Genomic DNA, 15421 nt, shown 5'->3' on the forward strand with positions numbered 1-15421 from the left:
GGTCGGCGTACGGAAGGTTGAGGGCAAACGCTACTCGTGCGTTATCGCTCGTCGGTGTTCGTCTCGTCGTCAGCCGGGTGATCACCGTTCGATTCGGAGTCGGCTTCGTGTACAGATTCTGCCGCGGCCGCCGCCGCGTAGGGGTCGGTGATGCGTCCGCCGCTGGCGGCGGCGATCTGGGGTAGTCGATCGAAGGTGACCATAGGTAGGGAGACTTCGCTCCCGTCAGCCAACGTCGCCCGCGCCCAACCGCGTTTAGGGAAGCGAAGCCCCGTGATCTGAGACCACGTCACTGATCGGCTACCGATCAGCCGACGCACAGTGAGTCCGTCAGAGGTGATGGTGGTGCGAACCCGAGCGACCCAGGCCACCGCAATGATCGGCGCGATGAGGAGCCAACCGAACGCTGCAGGCCAGCCGAAGACTGGAAACGACACGGCGAACAGCAGAAAGGCGCATCCAAGGTATGCCAGCGGGGAAATTCGGATGATCTGACTGGGAGGGTTGGCTGTATGGGATGATGGTTCTGGTGGCACGGGTTGCTGTGAAGTCGACACCTCTACATCTTCGCACTGCAGCCGACGTATCTTACATTCTGGGACGGCCGACTCACCAAGTTGACTGTTACCATTCGCGCCTCTACCGTCGAGCGCGTGAAACAGAATGAGTTGCTCGTAATCGGCCGGCGCGTCGTCGCCTGAGTCGATTCCTTCAACTCACCAAAGAACGACGCGCCACCCTCGTACAGCATCAGCTGACGGGGGTTTTTTGTTGTCCGGAGCCAGAATCAGAGGATTGCCCAGTGAGCGCACCAACCGCACGGCCTCAACCCACGCCGCGCAAGTCGGGGCCAGCCAGCCCGACCGCCGTGGCCGCCGCGACACAGACCGGTAGCCGCCGGCAACTCGCCCCCGAGCGGGTTACCGGCGCGCAGTCCGTAGTGCGAGCTCTCGAGGAACTCGAGGTCGAAACCGTGTTCGGCATTCCTGGTGGTGCCGTTCTTCCTCTCTACGACCCACTCTTCGACTCGACGAAGGTCCGGCACGTGCTGGTTCGTCATGAGCAGGGAGGCGGTCACGCTGCCACCGGGTACGCGCAGGCGACGGGCAAGGTCGGCGTCTGCATGGCCACGTCCGGCCCGGGTGCCACCAACCTGGTGACGCCGCTCGCCGACGCGCAGATGGACTCTGTCCCGGTGGTGGCGATCACCGGTCAGGTCGGCCGTGGACTGATCGGCACCGATGCGTTCCAGGAGGCCGACATCTCCGGGATCACGATGCCGATCACCAAGCACAACTTCCTGATCACCGACGCCGTGGACATTCCGCGCATTCTCGCTGAGGCGTTCTATCTTGCCTCGAGCGGCAGGCCAGGCGCGGTGCTCGTCGACATCCCGAAGGACGTTCTCCAAGCACAGACCACCTTTTCGTGGCCGCCGGAGTTGAGGCTGCCCGGATACCGTCCCGTTACGAAGCCCCACGGCAAGCAGGTTCGTGAGGCCGCACGCCTGATCGCCGATTCGAAGCAACCGGTGCTCTACGTGGGCGGCGGTGTGATCAAGTCGGAATCGTCCCTCGAACTGCTCGAGCTCGCCGAGCTCACCGGCATCCCGGTGGTCACCACGCTCATGGCGCGCGGTGCCTTCCCTGACAGTCACGCACTGAACTGCGGCATGCCGGGCATGCACGGAACAGTCGCTGCCGTGGCGGCTCTGCAGCGTAGCGACCTGCTGATCACACTCGGTGCGCGCTTCGACGACCGTGTCACCGGCCAACTCGACTCGTTCGCTCCCGGTGCCAAGGTCATCCACGCCGATATCGACCCCGCGGAGATCGGGAAGAATCGGTACGCGGACGTCCCGATCGTGGGCGACTGCAAAGAGGTCATCATCGAGCTGATCGAGGCGATCAGGGCCGATCAGGCCACCGGAACCACGCTCGATCTCACCGAATGGTGGGCATACCTGAACGGGATCCGCAGGACGTACCCACTGAGCTACGACCGTCCCTCCGACGGATCGATGTCGCCGGAATTCGTGATCCAGTCCGTGGGCAAACTCGCCGGGCCGGACGCGATCTACTGCGCCGGTGTCGGTCAGCACCAGATGTGGGCCGCGCAGTTCGTCGATTACGAGAAGCCGCGAACGTGGCTGAACTCCGGCGGCTTGGGCACGATGGGCTACGCCATACCGGCCGCAATGGGCGCCAAGATGGGCAAGCCGGATGCAGAGGTGTGGGCCATCGACGGCGACGGCTGCTTCCAGATGACCAATCAGGAATTGGCAACCTGCGCAGTCGAGGGCGTCCCGATCAAGGTCGCCCTCATCAACAACGGCAACCTCGGCATGGTGCGTCAGTGGCAGACGCTGTTCTATCAGGAGCGCTACTCGAACACCAATCTCGGCACCCATGGTGCGGTGCGCGTCCCGGACTTCGTCAAACTGGCAGAAGCATTGGGCTGCCACGGTATTCGGGTCGAGCGCGAGGAAGATGTCGAGGCGGCCATCCGTGAGGCGCAGTCGATCAACGACAAGCCGGTCGTGATCGACTTCATCGTCGGAGCCGACGCTCAGGTGTGGCCGATGGTGGCTGCGGGTACCAGCAACGACGAGATCATGGCGGCCCGTGGAATTCGGCCGCTGTTCGACGACGACGAGGCGGCAGCGGAGCCCGCCGTCATTCACGAAGCAATGGAGCGCGAGCAGCGCATGGGCGAGGCTGCGGCCGAGGAGGAAAACCAGTGAGCACCAGCCACACCCTCAGTGTTCTCGTCGAGGACAAACCGGGCGTATTGGCCAGGGTGGCCGGACTGTTCTCCCGCCGCGGATTCAACATCGAATCGCTCGCGGTCGGCGGAACCGAGCTTCCCGAGGTTTCGCGCATGACCATCGTGGTGACCGTCGACGAGTTCCCACTCGAGCAGGTGACCAAGCAACTGAACAAGCTTGTGAACGTCATCAAGATCGTCGAACAAGACGGTGAGGCTTCCGTGGCGCGCGAGTTGCTACTCATCAAGGTGCGCGCCGACGCCAGCGTCCGTACGCAGGTGATAGAAGCAGTGAATCTATTCCGTGCCAAGGTAATCGACGTTTCCCCGGAGTCGGTCACGATCGAGGCGACTGGAACCCGATCGAAGCTCGATGCATTGCTGCGGATGCTCGATCCGTACGGCATCAGGGAGATCGTGCAGTCCGGAGTCGTCGCGGTCGGGCGGGGACCGAAGTCGATCACCGCCACTCGCTAGTACTTTTGATAGAGATCCCCTAGAAAGAGGTTGAACTGTGGCAATTGAAATGTTCTACGAAGACGACGCGGACCTGTCGATCATCCAGGGCCGCAAGGTTGCTGTGATCGGCTACGGGAGCCAGGGCCACGCGCACTCGCTGAGCTTGCGCGACTCGGGCGTCGATGTGCGCGTCGGACTCGCCGCGGGTTCGAAGTCGCGTCCGAAGGCGCAGGAGCAGGGCCTGACCGTCGGTACACCCGCCGAGGTCTCCGCGTGGGCCGACGTGATCATGCTGCTCGCTCCGGACACGGCGCAGGCGTCGATCTTCAGCAACGACATCGAGCCGAATCTGAAGGACGGCGACGCGCTGTTCTTCGGCCACGGGCTCAACATCCACTTCGACCTGATCAAGCCGCCGGCATTCGTCACCATCGGCATGGTCGCACCGAAGGGTCCCGGACACCTGGTGCGCCGTCAGTTTGTCGACGGAAAGGGCGTTCCCGCCCTGATTGCGATCGACCAGGACCCCAAGGGGGAGGGTGAGGCACTCGCACTCTCCTACGCCAAGGCGATCGGCGGCACCCGGGCGGGCGTCATCAAGACGACGTTCAAGGAGGAGACCGAGACCGACCTCTTCGGTGAGCAGGCGGTACTGTGCGGTGGCACCGAGGAACTGGTCAAGACCGGTTTCGAGGTCATGGTCGAGGCCGGCTACGCCCCGGAAATGGCGTACTTCGAGGTGCTGCACGAGCTCAAGCTCATCGTCGACCTGATGTACGAGGGCGGCATTGCCCGCATGAACTACTCGGTGTCCGACACCGCGGAGTTCGGTGGCTACCTGTCCGGCCCGCGCGTTATCGACGCCGGCACCAAGGAGCGGATGAAGGCGATCCTGGCTGACATTCAGTCGGGGGCGTTCACCAAGCGTCTCGTCGCGAACGTCGAGAACGGCAACAAGGAACTCGAGGCTCTTCGCAAGGAGAACGCCGAGCACCCGATCGAGGTCACCGGTAAGAAGTTGCGCGACCTGATGAGCTGGGTCGACCGCCCGATCACCGAAACCGCTTAGGCTATACCGCTTTACGGGTTCGCCCCGCTGGCCCGATGTCGCATTGGTCTCTTTCGAGTTGTGCCGATGCGACATTGGGCCGAAGTCATTTCATGCTCGATTCTGGTGTCGTCCGTGTTCGCGATGTGGTAATGGGGACCAGGCTGCGGTTCTCCGTGAGTGCGGACTAAGCTATGTGTGGTCGAGACACCCCCACACCCACCGATTCAGGGAGTTTGCACGTGAGCCAGCCAGGCCGTCCTGTTGTTCTGATCGCCGACAAGCTCGCGGCGTCCACCGTCGAGGCCTTGGGCGACGGTGTGGAGGTGCGTTGGGTCGACGGACCCGACCGAGCGGCCCTACTCGAGGCCGTCCCTGAGGCCGACGCGATCCTCGTCCGCTCCGCCACCACCGTCGATGCCGAGGTCCTGACCGCCGGCACCAAGCTGAAGATCGTCGCCCGCGCGGGGGTCGGCCTCGACAACGTCGACGTCCCTGCCGCCACCGAGCGCGGTGTCATGGTGGTCAACGCCCCCACATCCAACATCCACACGGCTGCTGAGCACGCGGTCGCGTTGATGCTCGCCACCGCCCGTCAGATCCCTGCCGCCGACTCCACCCTGCGCGATCGCGAGTGGAAGCGCAGCAAGTTCAACGGTGTCGAGATCTTCGGCAAGACCGTCGGCGTCGTGGGCCTCGGCCGGATCGGCCAGCTGTTTGCTCAGCGTCTCGCCGCATTCGAGACTCACGTCATCGCGTACGACCCCTACGTATCGGCGGCACGCGCCGCTCAACTCGGAATCGAATTGGTCTCGCTCGACGAACTGCTGGGGCGCGCAGACCTGATCTCCGTCCACCTTCCGAAGACCAACGAGACCAAGGGGTTGCTCGGTGCGGAGAATCTGGCGAAGACGAAGAAGGGTGTCGTGATCGTCAATGCAGCTCGTGGTGGGCTGATCGACGAGGCGGCGCTGGCCGAGTCGATCAAGGCAGGCCACGTACGCGCTGCCGGTCTCGACGTGTTCGAGACCGAGCCCTGCACCGACAGCCCACTGTTCGACCTGCCCGAGGTCGTCGTGACGCCGCACCTCGGTGCATCGACAGGTGAGGCGCAGGATCGCGCCGGAACCGACGTCGCAAAGTCCGTATTGCTTGCCCTGGCAGGCGAGTTCGTTCCCGACGCAGTCAACGTGTCTGGTGGCGCAGTGGGCGAGGAGGTTGCCCCGTGGCTCGAGATCGTTCGCAAGCAGGGGGTGCTCATCGGCGCGCTCTCGGGTGAGCTGCCGGTCAGCCTCTCGGTTGACGTGCGCGGCGAGCTCGCGTCCGAAGATGTCGAGGTACTCGCCCTTTCGGCGCTTCGTGGAGTGTTCTCCGCCGTGATCGAGGATGCGGTGACGTTCGTCAACGCGCCTGCGCTTGCGGAGGAGCGCGGTATCACCGCCGAGGTCACCAAGGCCGCCGAGAGTCCCAACCACCGCAGTGTGGTTGATCTGCGCGCAGTTTTCGGAGATGGCAGCGTCATCAACGTCGCGGGCACGTTGACCGGCCCCCAGCAGGTCGAGAAGATCGTCAACATCAACGGCCGCAACTTCGAACTGCGTGCAGAGGGCCTCAATCTGGTCATCAACTACATCGATCAGCCCGGCGCGTTGGGCAAGATCGGCACGCAGCTCGGCAACGCCGGTATCGACATCCAGGCAGCGCAGCTCAGTCAGGACGCCGAGGGTGAAGGTGCGACCATCCTCCTCCGCGTCGACCGAGAAGTACCGGACGACGTGCGTGACGCGATCTCCGCCGCAGTCGGCGCCAGCAAGATCGAACTCGTCAACCTGGCCTAGTCCCACTGTGCGCGTGCCACGACATCTCGGTATCGGGGCACGCGCACAGCTCTACTCGAAGTGAGATGTCATGAAACTTGCGGTGATTGCCGGCGACGGCATCGGTGCCGAGGTCACGGCCGAGGCTCTGAAGGTGCTGCGAAAGCTGGTTCCCGATCTCGACACCACCGAGTACGACCTCGGTGCCCGGCGCTACAACGCCACCGGGGAATTGCTCCCTGATGCCGATCTCGCGGCGATCCGCAGGCATGACGCGATTCTGTTGGGCGCCATCGGTGACCCGTCGGTCACCCCGGGCGTGCTCGAACGCGGGCTGTTGCTGAACATGCGGTTCGCACTGGATCATCACGTGAATCTCCGCCCTTCGCAGCTCTATCCAGGGTCGCAGTCCCCGCTCGCGGGTCATCCTGACATCGACTTCGTGGTTGTTCGTGAGGGGACCGAAGGGCCGTACACCGGCAACGGAGGCACGATTCGCAAGGGAACCCCGCACGAAATCGCGACCGAGGTGTCGATCAACACCTGGTTCGGGGCAGAAAGGGTGGTGCGGTACGCATTCGCGCTGGCCCAGACGAGACGGAAGCACGTCACCCTGATCCACAAGACGAATGTTCTCTCTCATGCGGGTGCGATCTGGACGCGTGCCGTCGAGACCGTGTCGGCCGAGTATCCGGATGTGGAGACGGCCTACTGCCACATCGACGCGGCAACCATCTATATGGTCACCGACCCTTCGCGCTTCGACGTGATCGTCACCGACAACCTGTTCGGAGACATCATCACCGATCTCGCGGGCGCGGTCACGGGAGGAATCGGACTCGCCGCGTCGGGAAACATCGATGCCTCCGGCAAGAACCCGTCGATGTTCGAGCCTGTGCACGGCAGCGCCCCGGATATCGCCGGCCAGGGGATTGCGGATCCCACGGCAGCGATCTTGTCCGGGGCCCTGCTTCTGCGCCATCTCGGTCGGGATGGCGATGCGGCACGTATCGAAGCAGCCGTCGAGGCGGATCTCGCTTCGCGCGGCGATTCGAAGATCGTTACTTCCGAGGTCGGAGACCGGATCACCGCGTCCCTCTAGCGCCATTCGGCTTTGGTGGTGCCGGGCTTCTCCTCGTGCTTCTCGAGGCCGTATCTCCCGTTGACCGTCGCGGACCTTCGTGAGCCGGACGGATAGACTCGGCGATATGCGTCTTGGTCGAGTGGCAAGTCCCGATGGTGTTGCGTTCGTCAGTATCGAAGGGGAAGGTGAGTCTCGGACGGCGAAGGAGATAGCTGAGCATCCCTTCGGCAATCCCACCTTCACCGGGCGCAGCTGGCCGCTCGCCGATGTACGACTGCTCGCCCCGATTCTGGCAAGCAAGGTTGTCTGCGTAGGGAAGAACTACGCCGCCCACGCGGCCGAGATGGGTGGCGAAGCGCCCGCCGATCCGGTGATATTCATCAAGCCGAATACGTCGATCGTCGGACCGGATGCTCCGATCGTCCTACCGAGCTCGTCCGACGAGGTTCACTACGAGGGTGAACTCGCTGTGGTCATCGGACGGCCCTGCAAGGACGTTCCCGCGGCGAAGGCACTCGACGTCGTGTTGGGATACACGGCGGCAAACGATGTGTCAGCGCGTGACCAGCAGCGCAAGGACGGGCAGTGGACGAGGGCGAAGGGGCACGACACGTTCTGCCCGCTCGGACCGTGGATCGAAACCCAGCTCGACCCCTCCGATGTCGACATCACCACCGAGGTGGACGGAGAAGTGAAGCAGCGCAGCAATACCTCGCTTCTGCTGCACGACATTCCGAAAATCATCGAATGGGTGTCGGAGGTCATGACTCTGCTTCCGGGTGACGTCATCCTCACCGGCACCCCGGAAGGAGTCGGTCCGATCGTCGACGGCCAGAGTGTGAGCGTGACTCTCGGCGGCATCGGCACCCTCACCAACCCGGTAGTTGCCAAACGTTGACGGCTGTCGTGTCGCGAACGGCGGCGGACTACTAGCCTGTAGGGAGTCCTTTTCCAGCGTCGACCCAAGTGAGCCATGACCACAAGCGAAGTTCGTGTCCGTTTCTGCCCGTCGCCCACCGGAACCCCGCATGTGGGGCTCATACGAACGGCGTTGTTCAACTGGGCGTTTGCCCGACACAACGGCGGCTCGTTCGTATTCCGCATCGAAGACACCGACGCGGCCCGGGACAGCGAGGAGTCGTACCAGGCGATCGTGGACGCACTCCGTTGGCTCGGGTTGAACTGGGACGAGGGCCCGGAGGTCGATGGGCCGCACGGGCCCTACCGCCAGTCGCAGCGACGCGACCTACATCTGGATGTCGTGGCGAAACTGCTCGCTGCGGGTGAGGCGTACGAGTCCTTTTCGACGCCGGAGGAGGTCGAGGAACGGCACAAGGCGGCCGGCCGCGATCCCAAGCTGGGCTACGACAATTTCGACCGCGATCTGACTGCCGAGCAGCGGCAGGCGTTTCTCGGCGAAGGACGCAAGCCCGTTGTGCGGCTGCGGATGCCCGATCACGACCTGGCCTGGGTCGATCTGGTGCGCGGTGAGACGACATTCAAGGCGGGTACCGTGCCGGACTTCGCACTCACCCGAGGGAACGGAATTCCGCTCTACACGTTGGTCAATCCGGTCGATGATGCGTTGATGAAGATCACCCACGTGCTCCGGGGTGAGGACCTCCTGTCGTCCACGCCGAGGCAGCTTGCCCTCTACGAGGCTCTGCAGCGGATCGGGGTGGCGGATTTCACGCCACAGTTCGGCCATCTGCCGTTCGTGATGGGGCAAGGAAACAAGAAACTGTCCAAGCGAGATCCCGAGTCGGACCTCTTCATCCACCGCGACAGAGGGTTCATTCCAGAGGGTTTGTTGAACTACCTGGCATTGCTCGGCTGGGGTATTTCCGACGACCACGACGTGTTCTCGTTGGACGAGATGGTGGAGGCCTTCGATATCTCGAAGGTCAATTCCAATCCGGCCCGCTTCGATCAGAAGAAGGCCGATGCGATCAACGCCGAGCAGATCCGGAAGCTCGAACCTGCTGATTTCACGGCGCGCTTGCGCACTTTCCTGACGGCACAGGGCCACCTAGGGGAGTCGTTGGACGAGACCGTCTTCGCGACTGCCGCCGAGTTGGTCCAGACCCGCATCGTTGTTCTCTCGGACGCGTGGGGACTGCTGAAGTTCCTGTTCGTCGACGAGGCCGACTTCGAGATCGATCCGGCTGCTGCAGCCAAGAACCTCGGTCCCGACGCAGCACCCGTTCTCGATGCCGCAATCGCCTCTCTGGACGTCCTGAAGGTGTGGGATGCGGCCGCATTGGAAGGCGCACTCAAGACCGCTCTCGTGGATGAACTGGGCCTCAAGCCGCGCAAGGCATTCGCTCCGGTTCGGGTGGGTATCACCGGCTCGCACATCAGCCCGCCGTTGTACGAGTCGATGGAGTTGCTCGGGCGAGATACATCGCTGGCTCGGCTGCGTTCGGCACGCGCTGCCATCGCGGCCTAGACTCCTCCCCTTCGGGTCGAAGATGGTGAAAAAACAGCCTGTGACCATTCGATTTGGTGAATCCCGGCAGTAGGCTGGTAATCTCTTCTTCGGCCCGAGGCGGGCCGCGGAGCCTGAGAAGCTCAGCGGTTCGGGAATGGCCATTGGGGTATGGTGTAATTGGCAACACAGCGGTTTCTGGTACCGCCATTCTAGGTTCGAGTCCTGGTACCCCAGCGAAAGTTCGGTCGATTTTGACTACGAACTTCGGGGAGCTATGCTTGCTTAGCTTTCAAAGCGAAACACAGTTCCTGGCCCCGTCGTCTAGCGGCCTAGGACGCCGCCCTCTCAAGGCGGTAGCGCGGGTTCGAATCCCGTCGGGGCTACAAGAAAAGGCACCCTCCAACTAGTTGGAGGGTGCCTTTTCGTTGCCGTCTTCGGTGATCGTCGGTATGCGATCGGCGGGATATCGATCGATGTGTCAGGCCCGCCCGTCGGCCGGCGCCGAGAACTCCGCCGTGCTTCCGCCCACGGGCATGGGGGGCAGGCCCAGTTTCGTGTGATCCCAACTCCTGATGCGCTGCGGAACGACCCGTACTACCACCCGGTTGTGAAGCAACTGTTCGATCGCAGGGCGGAGATCGTCGGAGTACGGACCGGTATAGCGCTCCCAGACGCTTACTCCGGCGGCGAACATCGCGTCCGGGTCCTCGACGACCTCCGCGCTGCCGTCGATCGAGATTCCACGCAGGGTGTCGTAGGTGTCACCGTCCTCGATCATGACGGTGACCCGGTCGTCGCGACGCAAATTGACAGCCTTCTGCGATTTGGTCTTGGTCTCGAACAAGATCTCGCCGTCGACTACGCCGTACCACATGGCGACCAGGTGAGGTCTGCCATCAGCGCCCACCGTTGCCAGGGTGGCAATCCGACTTCGGTTCACGAATTCGGTGATCTCCGAATCCGTCATCGTGATCTGCGCCCGTTGGTTGGTTCCCATTCAGTTCTCTCTCTCACAGTGTGCTGGTCGTGCGTTCAGAGTCTCTTGTGCAAGGCTTCTGCTGCAGCGAGAAGATCGGCCGCCCACCGGGCACCGGGTCGCTTTCCCATTCGGTCGATGGGCCCGGATACCGAGATCGCCGCGACGACAGCGCCGGAGGCATCCCGGACGGGTGCGGACACGCTGGCGACCCCGGGTTCCCGTTCAGCAGCGCTCTGAGCCCAGCCACGCCTGCGAACCTCGAGCAGGGTGCGCTCGCTGAACGCCGCGTCTGCGAGCACGGCCCGCTGAGTTTGTGGGTCGGCCCAGGCGAGCAGGACCTTGGCGCCCGAACCGGCACTCATGGTCAGCCGTGCACCGACCAGAACTGTGTCGCGAAGGCCTGTGGGAGGTTCCATTGAAGCCACGCAGACGCGCTGGATCCCTTCCCTGCGGTACAACTGCACGCTCTCACCGGTGATTTCGCGCAGACGGGGGAGTACGAGGGCCGCCGCCGCGACAAGTGGATCGTTGGCGGTCGCGGCGAGTTCGGCGAGTCCGGGGCCGGGGCACCACAGGCCGTCGGAGTCCCGGGTGAGAAGGCGATGGACCTCGAGCCCGACGGCCAGCCGGTGGGCAGTGGCCCGGGGGAGTCCGGTTCTCGAGCACAGTTCTGTGAGGCTGCAGGGCTTCTCGGCCACCGCCCGCAGTACGCCCACCGCCTTGTCAAGAACCCCGATGCCGCTATGCTGTCTCATAGATCGATACCCATTTCTCGCATAATGGGATTGTATCATCCTCATTCAGGATTGAGTCCGAGTCTGAGAAGGCAATGACGTCGAGCGCACGGCGGCCCGAAGTGCCCACGGTGCGAGGCTGACACACACAGAGGTTGGAGACAATGGCGGAGAAAGCACGCACCTTGGCAGAGAAGGTGTGGGACGACCACGTGGTGGTCCGAGGTGAGGGCAACGATCCCGACCTCATCTACATCGATTTGCATCTCGTCCACGAAGTGACGAGCCCACAGGCATTCGACGGACTTCGGTTGGCGGGACGGCAGTTGCGCCGTCCGGATCTGACGATCGCCACCGAGGACCACAACGTCCCCACTGTCGACACCGACCAGCCGATCGCAGACCCGGTTTCCAAGGCCCAGGTGGACACACTGCGGCGCAACTGCGAGGAATTCGGTGTCCGGTTGCACCCGATGGGGAATATCGATCAGGGCATCGTTCACGTGGTGGGTCCGCAGCTGGGACTGACTCAGCCGGGCATGACAGTGGTATGCGGCGACAGCCACACCTCCACCCACGGTGCTTTCGGAGCGCTCGCAATGGGTATCGGCACCAGCGAGGTCGAGCACGTCATGGCAACGCAGACGCTCTCGTTGCGTCCGTTCAAAACGATGGCGGTCACCGTCGACGGTGAACTGCCCGAAGGCGTAACGAGCAAAGATCTCATTTTGGCGGTGATCGCGGAGATCGGCACGGGAGGCGGTCAGGGGCACGTAATCGAATACCGCGGCGAGGCGATCCGCAAGATGTCGATGGAAGCGCGGATGACCATCTGCAACATGTCCATCGAGGCGGGCGCCCGCGCCGGCATGATCGCTCCCGACGAGATCACCTATCAATTCATCGAAGGACGTCCCCACGCGCCGAAGGGATCGGACTGGGACGACGCGGTAGCGGCGTGGGAGCGGCTGAAGACCGATGAAGGTGCGTCGTTCGACAAGGAGGTCCACATAGACGCCGGTGCGTTGACGCCATTCGTCACGTGGGGCACGAATCCGGGACAGGGGCTGCCGCTCGGCGGTTCGGTGCCGAACCCGGCCGATATCCTCGACGAGAGCGAACGCAGCAGCGCCGAGAAGGCACTGGCTTACATGGGCCTCGAAGCCGGAACTCCGTTGCGTGAGGTCGCTATCGACACGGTTTTCGTGGGTTCGTGCACCAACGGCCGGATAGAGGATCTGCGGGCGGTAGCCGACGTGTTGCGCGGCCGTCACATCGCCGACGGGGTACGGATGTTGATCGTCCCGGGTTCCATGCGTGTTCGCGCGCAGGCCGAAAGCGAGGGTCTGGGAGAGATCTTCACCGCCGCCGGGGCCGAATGGCGGCAGGCGGGATGCTCGATGTGCCTGGGTATGAACCCGGACCAGCTTGCACCTGGCGAACGTTCGGCCTCCACCTCCAACCGGAATTTCGAAGGCCGTCAAGGTAAGGGTGGCAGGACTCACCTTGTTTCTCCGCCAGTTGCCGCCGCGACGGCAGTGCGCGGAAAACTGGCAGCACCGGCAGATCTGGCCTAGTAGTCAAGGAATTTGGGAGAATTTTCGATGGAATCCTTTAGCACACACAAAGGTATCGGCGTTCCGCTACGGCGATCCAATGTCGACACGGACCAGATCATTCCGGCGGTCTATCTGAAACGAGTGACCCGCACGGGTTTCGAGGACGGGCTTTTCGCTGCGTGGCGGGGCGATCCGACGTTCATTCTCAACGTTTCCCCCTACGACAAGGGCAGTGTCCTGGTCGCGGGGCCGGACTTCGGCACGGGAAGCTCCCGGGAGCACGCCGTATGGGCGCTATCGGACTTCGGTTTTCGGGTCGTGATCGCGTCGCGCTTCGCAGATATCTTTCGGGGCAACGCGGGCAAGGCCGGTCTGCTGGCTGCTCAGGTGGATCAATCCGAAGTCGAACTGCTCTGGAAACTGTTGGACGAGCAACCGGGTCTCGAATTGGTTGTGGACCTCGAGAACAAGACGGTGACCGCCGGAACCACCGTGGTGCCCTTCAACATTGACGACTACACACGGTGGCGTCTCCTCGAGGGTCTCGACGACATCGGATTGACATTACGGCAGGTAGAGGCGATTTCTGAGTTCGAAAAGTCAAGGCCTTCTTGGAAACCTGCGACTCTTCCGGAGCCGTCTCCGGGGGCGTGACAGCCAGAATCTGACCCGCTCTGCCAGACAAAGAGTTCCTGAGAATAGTGCCGCGTTGTTTGAGAATTGGCGTGGCACATAGACTCTTGCCGCATTCAGGTTTACCGTAGTTCATAGTCGGTCCGATGGCGGACCATAATCCGCGGAGGAATTTCAATGAATAAGGCAGAGCTCATCGATGTTCTGACCGAGAAACTGGGGTCGGACAGGCGCACGGCAACAGATGCTGTCGAACATGTCGTGGACACCATCGTGAGGGCGGTGTATCGCGGCGACAGCGTGACCATTACCGGTTTCGGTGTCTTCGAGCAGCGTCGTCGCGCGGCACGCGTCGCACGTAATCCACGTACAGGCGAGACCGTGAAGGTCAAGCCGACGTCAGTGCCCGCGTTCCGTCCAGGTGCGCAATTCAAGGCGGTTATCGCTGGTGGCCAGAAGCTTCCGGCCAGCGGTCCTGCAGTAAAGCGGGGCGCGGCGGCGCCGGCCACGAAGGCAGCGGCCAAGAAGGCGGCGGCCAAGAAGGCGGCGGCCAAGAAGGCGGCGGCGAAGAAGGCCGCGGCGAAGAAGGCGCCAGCGAAGACCGCTGCAAAGAAGACCGCAGCAAAGAAGGCGCCAGCGAAGACCGCTGCAAAGAAGACCGCAGCAAAGAAGGCGCCGACCAAGACCGCTGCAAAGAAGACCGCAGCAAAGAAGGCGCCGACCAAGACCGCTGCAAAGAAGACCGCAGCAAAGAAGGCGCCGACCAAGACCGCTGCAAAGAAGACCGCAGCAAAGAAGGCGCCGACCAAGACCGCTGCAAAGAAGACCGCAGCAAAGAAGGCGTCGAAGCGCGCTAGGTAATACCAGCGCGGGGCGAGACTTCTCGAACACGGATGGGTGCCGACCGATAACGGTCGGCACCCATCCGTGCCTCGTTCTGGAATCGGTGTTCGGTCTCGCTCAGTCTTTGCGAGTGGGGGGTAGCGGACTGTCGATGTGATCGGCTTGCACTAGTTTGCCTCCCGATAGAGACAACACCCATGTGCTCGCTTTCCTGTTGCGCGCAGCGGGCAGCGATATTCCGTCGCTGTCGGCCCACCACTGCAGTAGATCGGGAATGACGCCACCCTGACTGCAGATCACCTGGACTCCACCGAGAGCGGCGATCTTGCGTGCTCGTGTACGGGTGGCTACGGGGTCGGATGCGTAGCTCTCTTCGCACATCGAGGGTTCGAGCCGCACGGTCGTGCCCAGAGCGTGCGCCAGCGGTTCCACCGTCTGCGTGCACCGCGTTCGATCGGCCGAAAAAACCCCGGTAGCCCCGAACGCCTCGAGTTGTGCCACCAGCGCGTCCGCCTGCTTTCGGCCATTCGAGTCCAGCGGCCGGTTGTTGTCCTCTCCTTGGTATCGCTTTCTGCTCCCAGCCTTTGCATGGCGCACCAACAGCATGGTGGCGGTGTCGGGAGGTAGCGCGGTGAACCGTCGCAGCACTTTGCGGTCCATCGGATACGACAGCTGATCGGCGACTTCAGGCACGGGCAGCCACAACAATTCGTCCACCTCGTTATTGGGGACGAAAGTTCCGGCGCAGGCTTCGGCAGCCCAATACTCGACTCGCTTCAACCGCCGATGTCCCGGAATGGGATACGTCAGCGCACCGAGATTGCGACCGAGGCGCGCACGAATTCCGGTCTCTTCTTCGACCTCGCGAAGTGCCGCGACGATGGCAGTCTCACCAGGGTCCAGTTTGCCCTTCGGAAACGACCAGTCTTCGTATTTGGGTCGATGAATGATCGCAACTTCTATCTCGTCGGGGTTGCGGGGAGATTTCCGCCACAGGAGTGCCCCCGCGGCAAAGATGTTGGCCTTGACCGGTCGATCGGGTGAAGTTATCAACGAGTTCCTTCCTTC

Annotated in this window: 14 protein-coding genes and 2 tRNA genes; 12 read left to right on the forward strand and 4 right to left on the reverse strand. The window is 62.9% G+C overall.

Annotation, left to right across the window (positions count from 1 at the left end; translation table 11 throughout):
• Positions 1–41 precede the first annotated feature (41 nt).
• Positions 42–536 (reverse strand): PH domain-containing protein, encoded by a 495-nt coding sequence (locus tag BFN03_RS05350; protein ID WP_070378144.1) that lies wholly within the window; start codon positions 534–536, stop codon positions 42–44.
• Positions 537–802: 266 nt separating this feature from the next.
• Here BFN03_RS05350 and BFN03_RS05355 point away from each other — a divergent pair, with 266 nt between their 5' ends.
• The 9 genes from BFN03_RS05355 to BFN03_RS05395 all read left to right on the forward strand — a co-directional run bounded on the left by BFN03_RS05355 (position 803) and on the right by BFN03_RS05395 (position 9988).
• The gene (locus BFN03_RS05355) at positions 803–2743 is read left to right on the forward strand and encodes an acetolactate synthase large subunit (protein WP_070378145.1); all 1941 of its coding nucleotides are present in this window, start codon (positions 803–805) and stop codon (positions 2741–2743) included.
• The gene (ilvN, locus tag BFN03_RS05360) at positions 2740–3243 is read left to right on the forward strand and encodes an acetolactate synthase small subunit (protein WP_070378146.1); all 504 of its coding nucleotides are present in this window, start codon (positions 2740–2742) and stop codon (positions 3241–3243) included. The genes BFN03_RS05355 and ilvN overlap by 4 nt, the downstream gene beginning before the upstream one ends.
• 49 nt (positions 3244–3292) lie before the next feature.
• On the forward strand, positions 3293–4294 hold the full coding sequence (gene ilvC, locus BFN03_RS05365; RefSeq protein WP_198163477.1) for a ketol-acid reductoisomerase: 1002 nt from the start codon (positions 3293–3295) through the stop codon (positions 4292–4294).
• Positions 4295–4515: 221 nt separating this feature from the next.
• Entirely contained in the window at positions 4516–6111 is a 1596-nt protein-coding gene (serA, locus tag BFN03_RS05370) for a phosphoglycerate dehydrogenase (RefSeq protein ID WP_070378148.1), read from the forward strand.
• Positions 6112–6181: 70 nt separating this feature from the next.
• Positions 6182–7192, forward strand: a complete 1011-nt coding sequence (locus tag BFN03_RS05375) for a 3-isopropylmalate dehydrogenase (protein ID WP_070378149.1) — start codon at positions 6182–6184, stop codon at positions 7190–7192.
• A gap of 106 nt (positions 7193–7298) precedes the next feature.
• Complete coding sequence (locus BFN03_RS05380) at positions 7299–8072, forward strand: fumarylacetoacetate hydrolase family protein (protein WP_070378150.1); 774 nt, start codon at positions 7299–7301, stop codon at positions 8070–8072.
• A gap of 75 nt (positions 8073–8147) precedes the next feature.
• Positions 8148–9623 carry a glutamate--tRNA ligase gene (gene gltX, locus BFN03_RS05385; RefSeq protein ID WP_070378151.1) on the forward strand — a complete coding sequence of 492 codons (1476 nt, stop codon included), beginning with the start codon at positions 8148–8150 and terminating at the stop codon, positions 9621–9623.
• 144 nt (positions 9624–9767) lie between these two features.
• A tRNA-Gln gene (locus BFN03_RS05390) sits at positions 9768–9839 on the forward strand.
• A gap of 76 nt (positions 9840–9915) precedes the next feature.
• A tRNA-Glu gene (locus BFN03_RS05395) sits at positions 9916–9988 on the forward strand.
• 95 nt (positions 9989–10083) lie between these two features.
• On the opposite strand, the gene BFN03_RS05400 is transcribed toward BFN03_RS05395, so the two are convergent.
• Positions 10084–10602 carry a PPOX class F420-dependent oxidoreductase gene (locus BFN03_RS05400; protein WP_070378152.1) on the reverse strand — a complete coding sequence of 173 codons (519 nt, stop codon included), beginning with the start codon at positions 10600–10602 and terminating at the stop codon, positions 10084–10086.
• 35 nt (positions 10603–10637) lie between these two features.
• Positions 10638–11339 (reverse strand): IclR family transcriptional regulator, encoded by a 702-nt coding sequence (locus BFN03_RS05405; RefSeq protein ID WP_070378153.1) that lies wholly within the window; start codon positions 11337–11339, stop codon positions 10638–10640.
• Between the two features lie 134 nt (positions 11340–11473).
• Here BFN03_RS05405 and leuC point away from each other — a divergent pair, with 134 nt between their 5' ends.
• From leuC to BFN03_RS05420, 3 genes are all read left to right on the forward strand, one after another.
• Entirely contained in the window at positions 11474–12895 is a 1422-nt protein-coding gene (gene leuC / locus BFN03_RS05410) for a 3-isopropylmalate dehydratase large subunit (protein ID WP_070378154.1), read from the forward strand.
• A gap of 27 nt (positions 12896–12922) precedes the next feature.
• Positions 12923–13531: a 3-isopropylmalate dehydratase small subunit gene (gene leuD, locus BFN03_RS05415; RefSeq protein WP_070378155.1), complete on the forward strand. Its 609-nt coding sequence runs from the start codon at positions 12923–12925 to the stop codon at positions 13529–13531.
• A 156-nt stretch (positions 13532–13687) separates the two neighbouring features.
• Positions 13688–14371 (forward strand): HU family DNA-binding protein, encoded by a 684-nt coding sequence (locus BFN03_RS05420; protein ID WP_070378156.1) that lies wholly within the window; start codon positions 13688–13690, stop codon positions 14369–14371.
• A gap of 99 nt (positions 14372–14470) precedes the next feature.
• Here the strand turns inward: BFN03_RS05420 and BFN03_RS05425 are convergent, their stop codons facing one another.
• Positions 14471–15406 (reverse strand): NUDIX hydrolase, encoded by a 936-nt coding sequence (locus tag BFN03_RS05425; protein WP_070378157.1) that lies wholly within the window; start codon positions 15404–15406, stop codon positions 14471–14473.
• Between the last annotated feature and the right edge of the window lie 15 nt (positions 15407–15421).

The sequence above is a fragment of the Rhodococcus sp. WMMA185 genome (genome assembly GCF_001767395.1).
GTDB lineage: Bacteria > Actinomycetota > Actinomycetes > Mycobacteriales > Mycobacteriaceae > Rhodococcus_F.

Excerpts from the sequence above, each read along its gene's own strand:
- ilvC (WP_198163477.1), top strand. The coding sequence starts at position 3,293 with ATGTTCTACGAAGACGACGCGGACCTGTCGATCATCCAGGGCCGCAAG.
- BFN03_RS05375 (WP_070378149.1), top strand. The coding sequence starts at position 6,182 with ATGAAACTTGCGGTGATTGCCGGCGACGGCATCGGTGCCGAGGTCACG.
- BFN03_RS05380 (WP_070378150.1), top strand. The coding sequence starts at position 7,299 with ATGCGTCTTGGTCGAGTGGCAAGTCCCGATGGTGTTGCGTTCGTCAGT.
- gltX (WP_070378151.1), top strand. The coding sequence starts at position 8,148 with ATGACCACAAGCGAAGTTCGTGTCCGTTTCTGCCCGTCGCCCACCGGA.
- BFN03_RS05400 (WP_070378152.1), bottom strand. The coding sequence starts at position 10,602 with ATGGGAACCAACCAACGGGCGCAGATCACGATGACGGATTCGGAGATC.
- BFN03_RS05405 (WP_070378153.1), bottom strand. The coding sequence starts at position 11,339 with ATGAGACAGCATAGCGGCATCGGGGTTCTTGACAAGGCGGTGGGCGTA.
- leuD (WP_070378155.1), top strand. The coding sequence starts at position 12,923 with ATGGAATCCTTTAGCACACACAAAGGTATCGGCGTTCCGCTACGGCGA.
- BFN03_RS05420 (WP_070378156.1), top strand. The coding sequence starts at position 13,688 with ATGAATAAGGCAGAGCTCATCGATGTTCTGACCGAGAAACTGGGGTCG.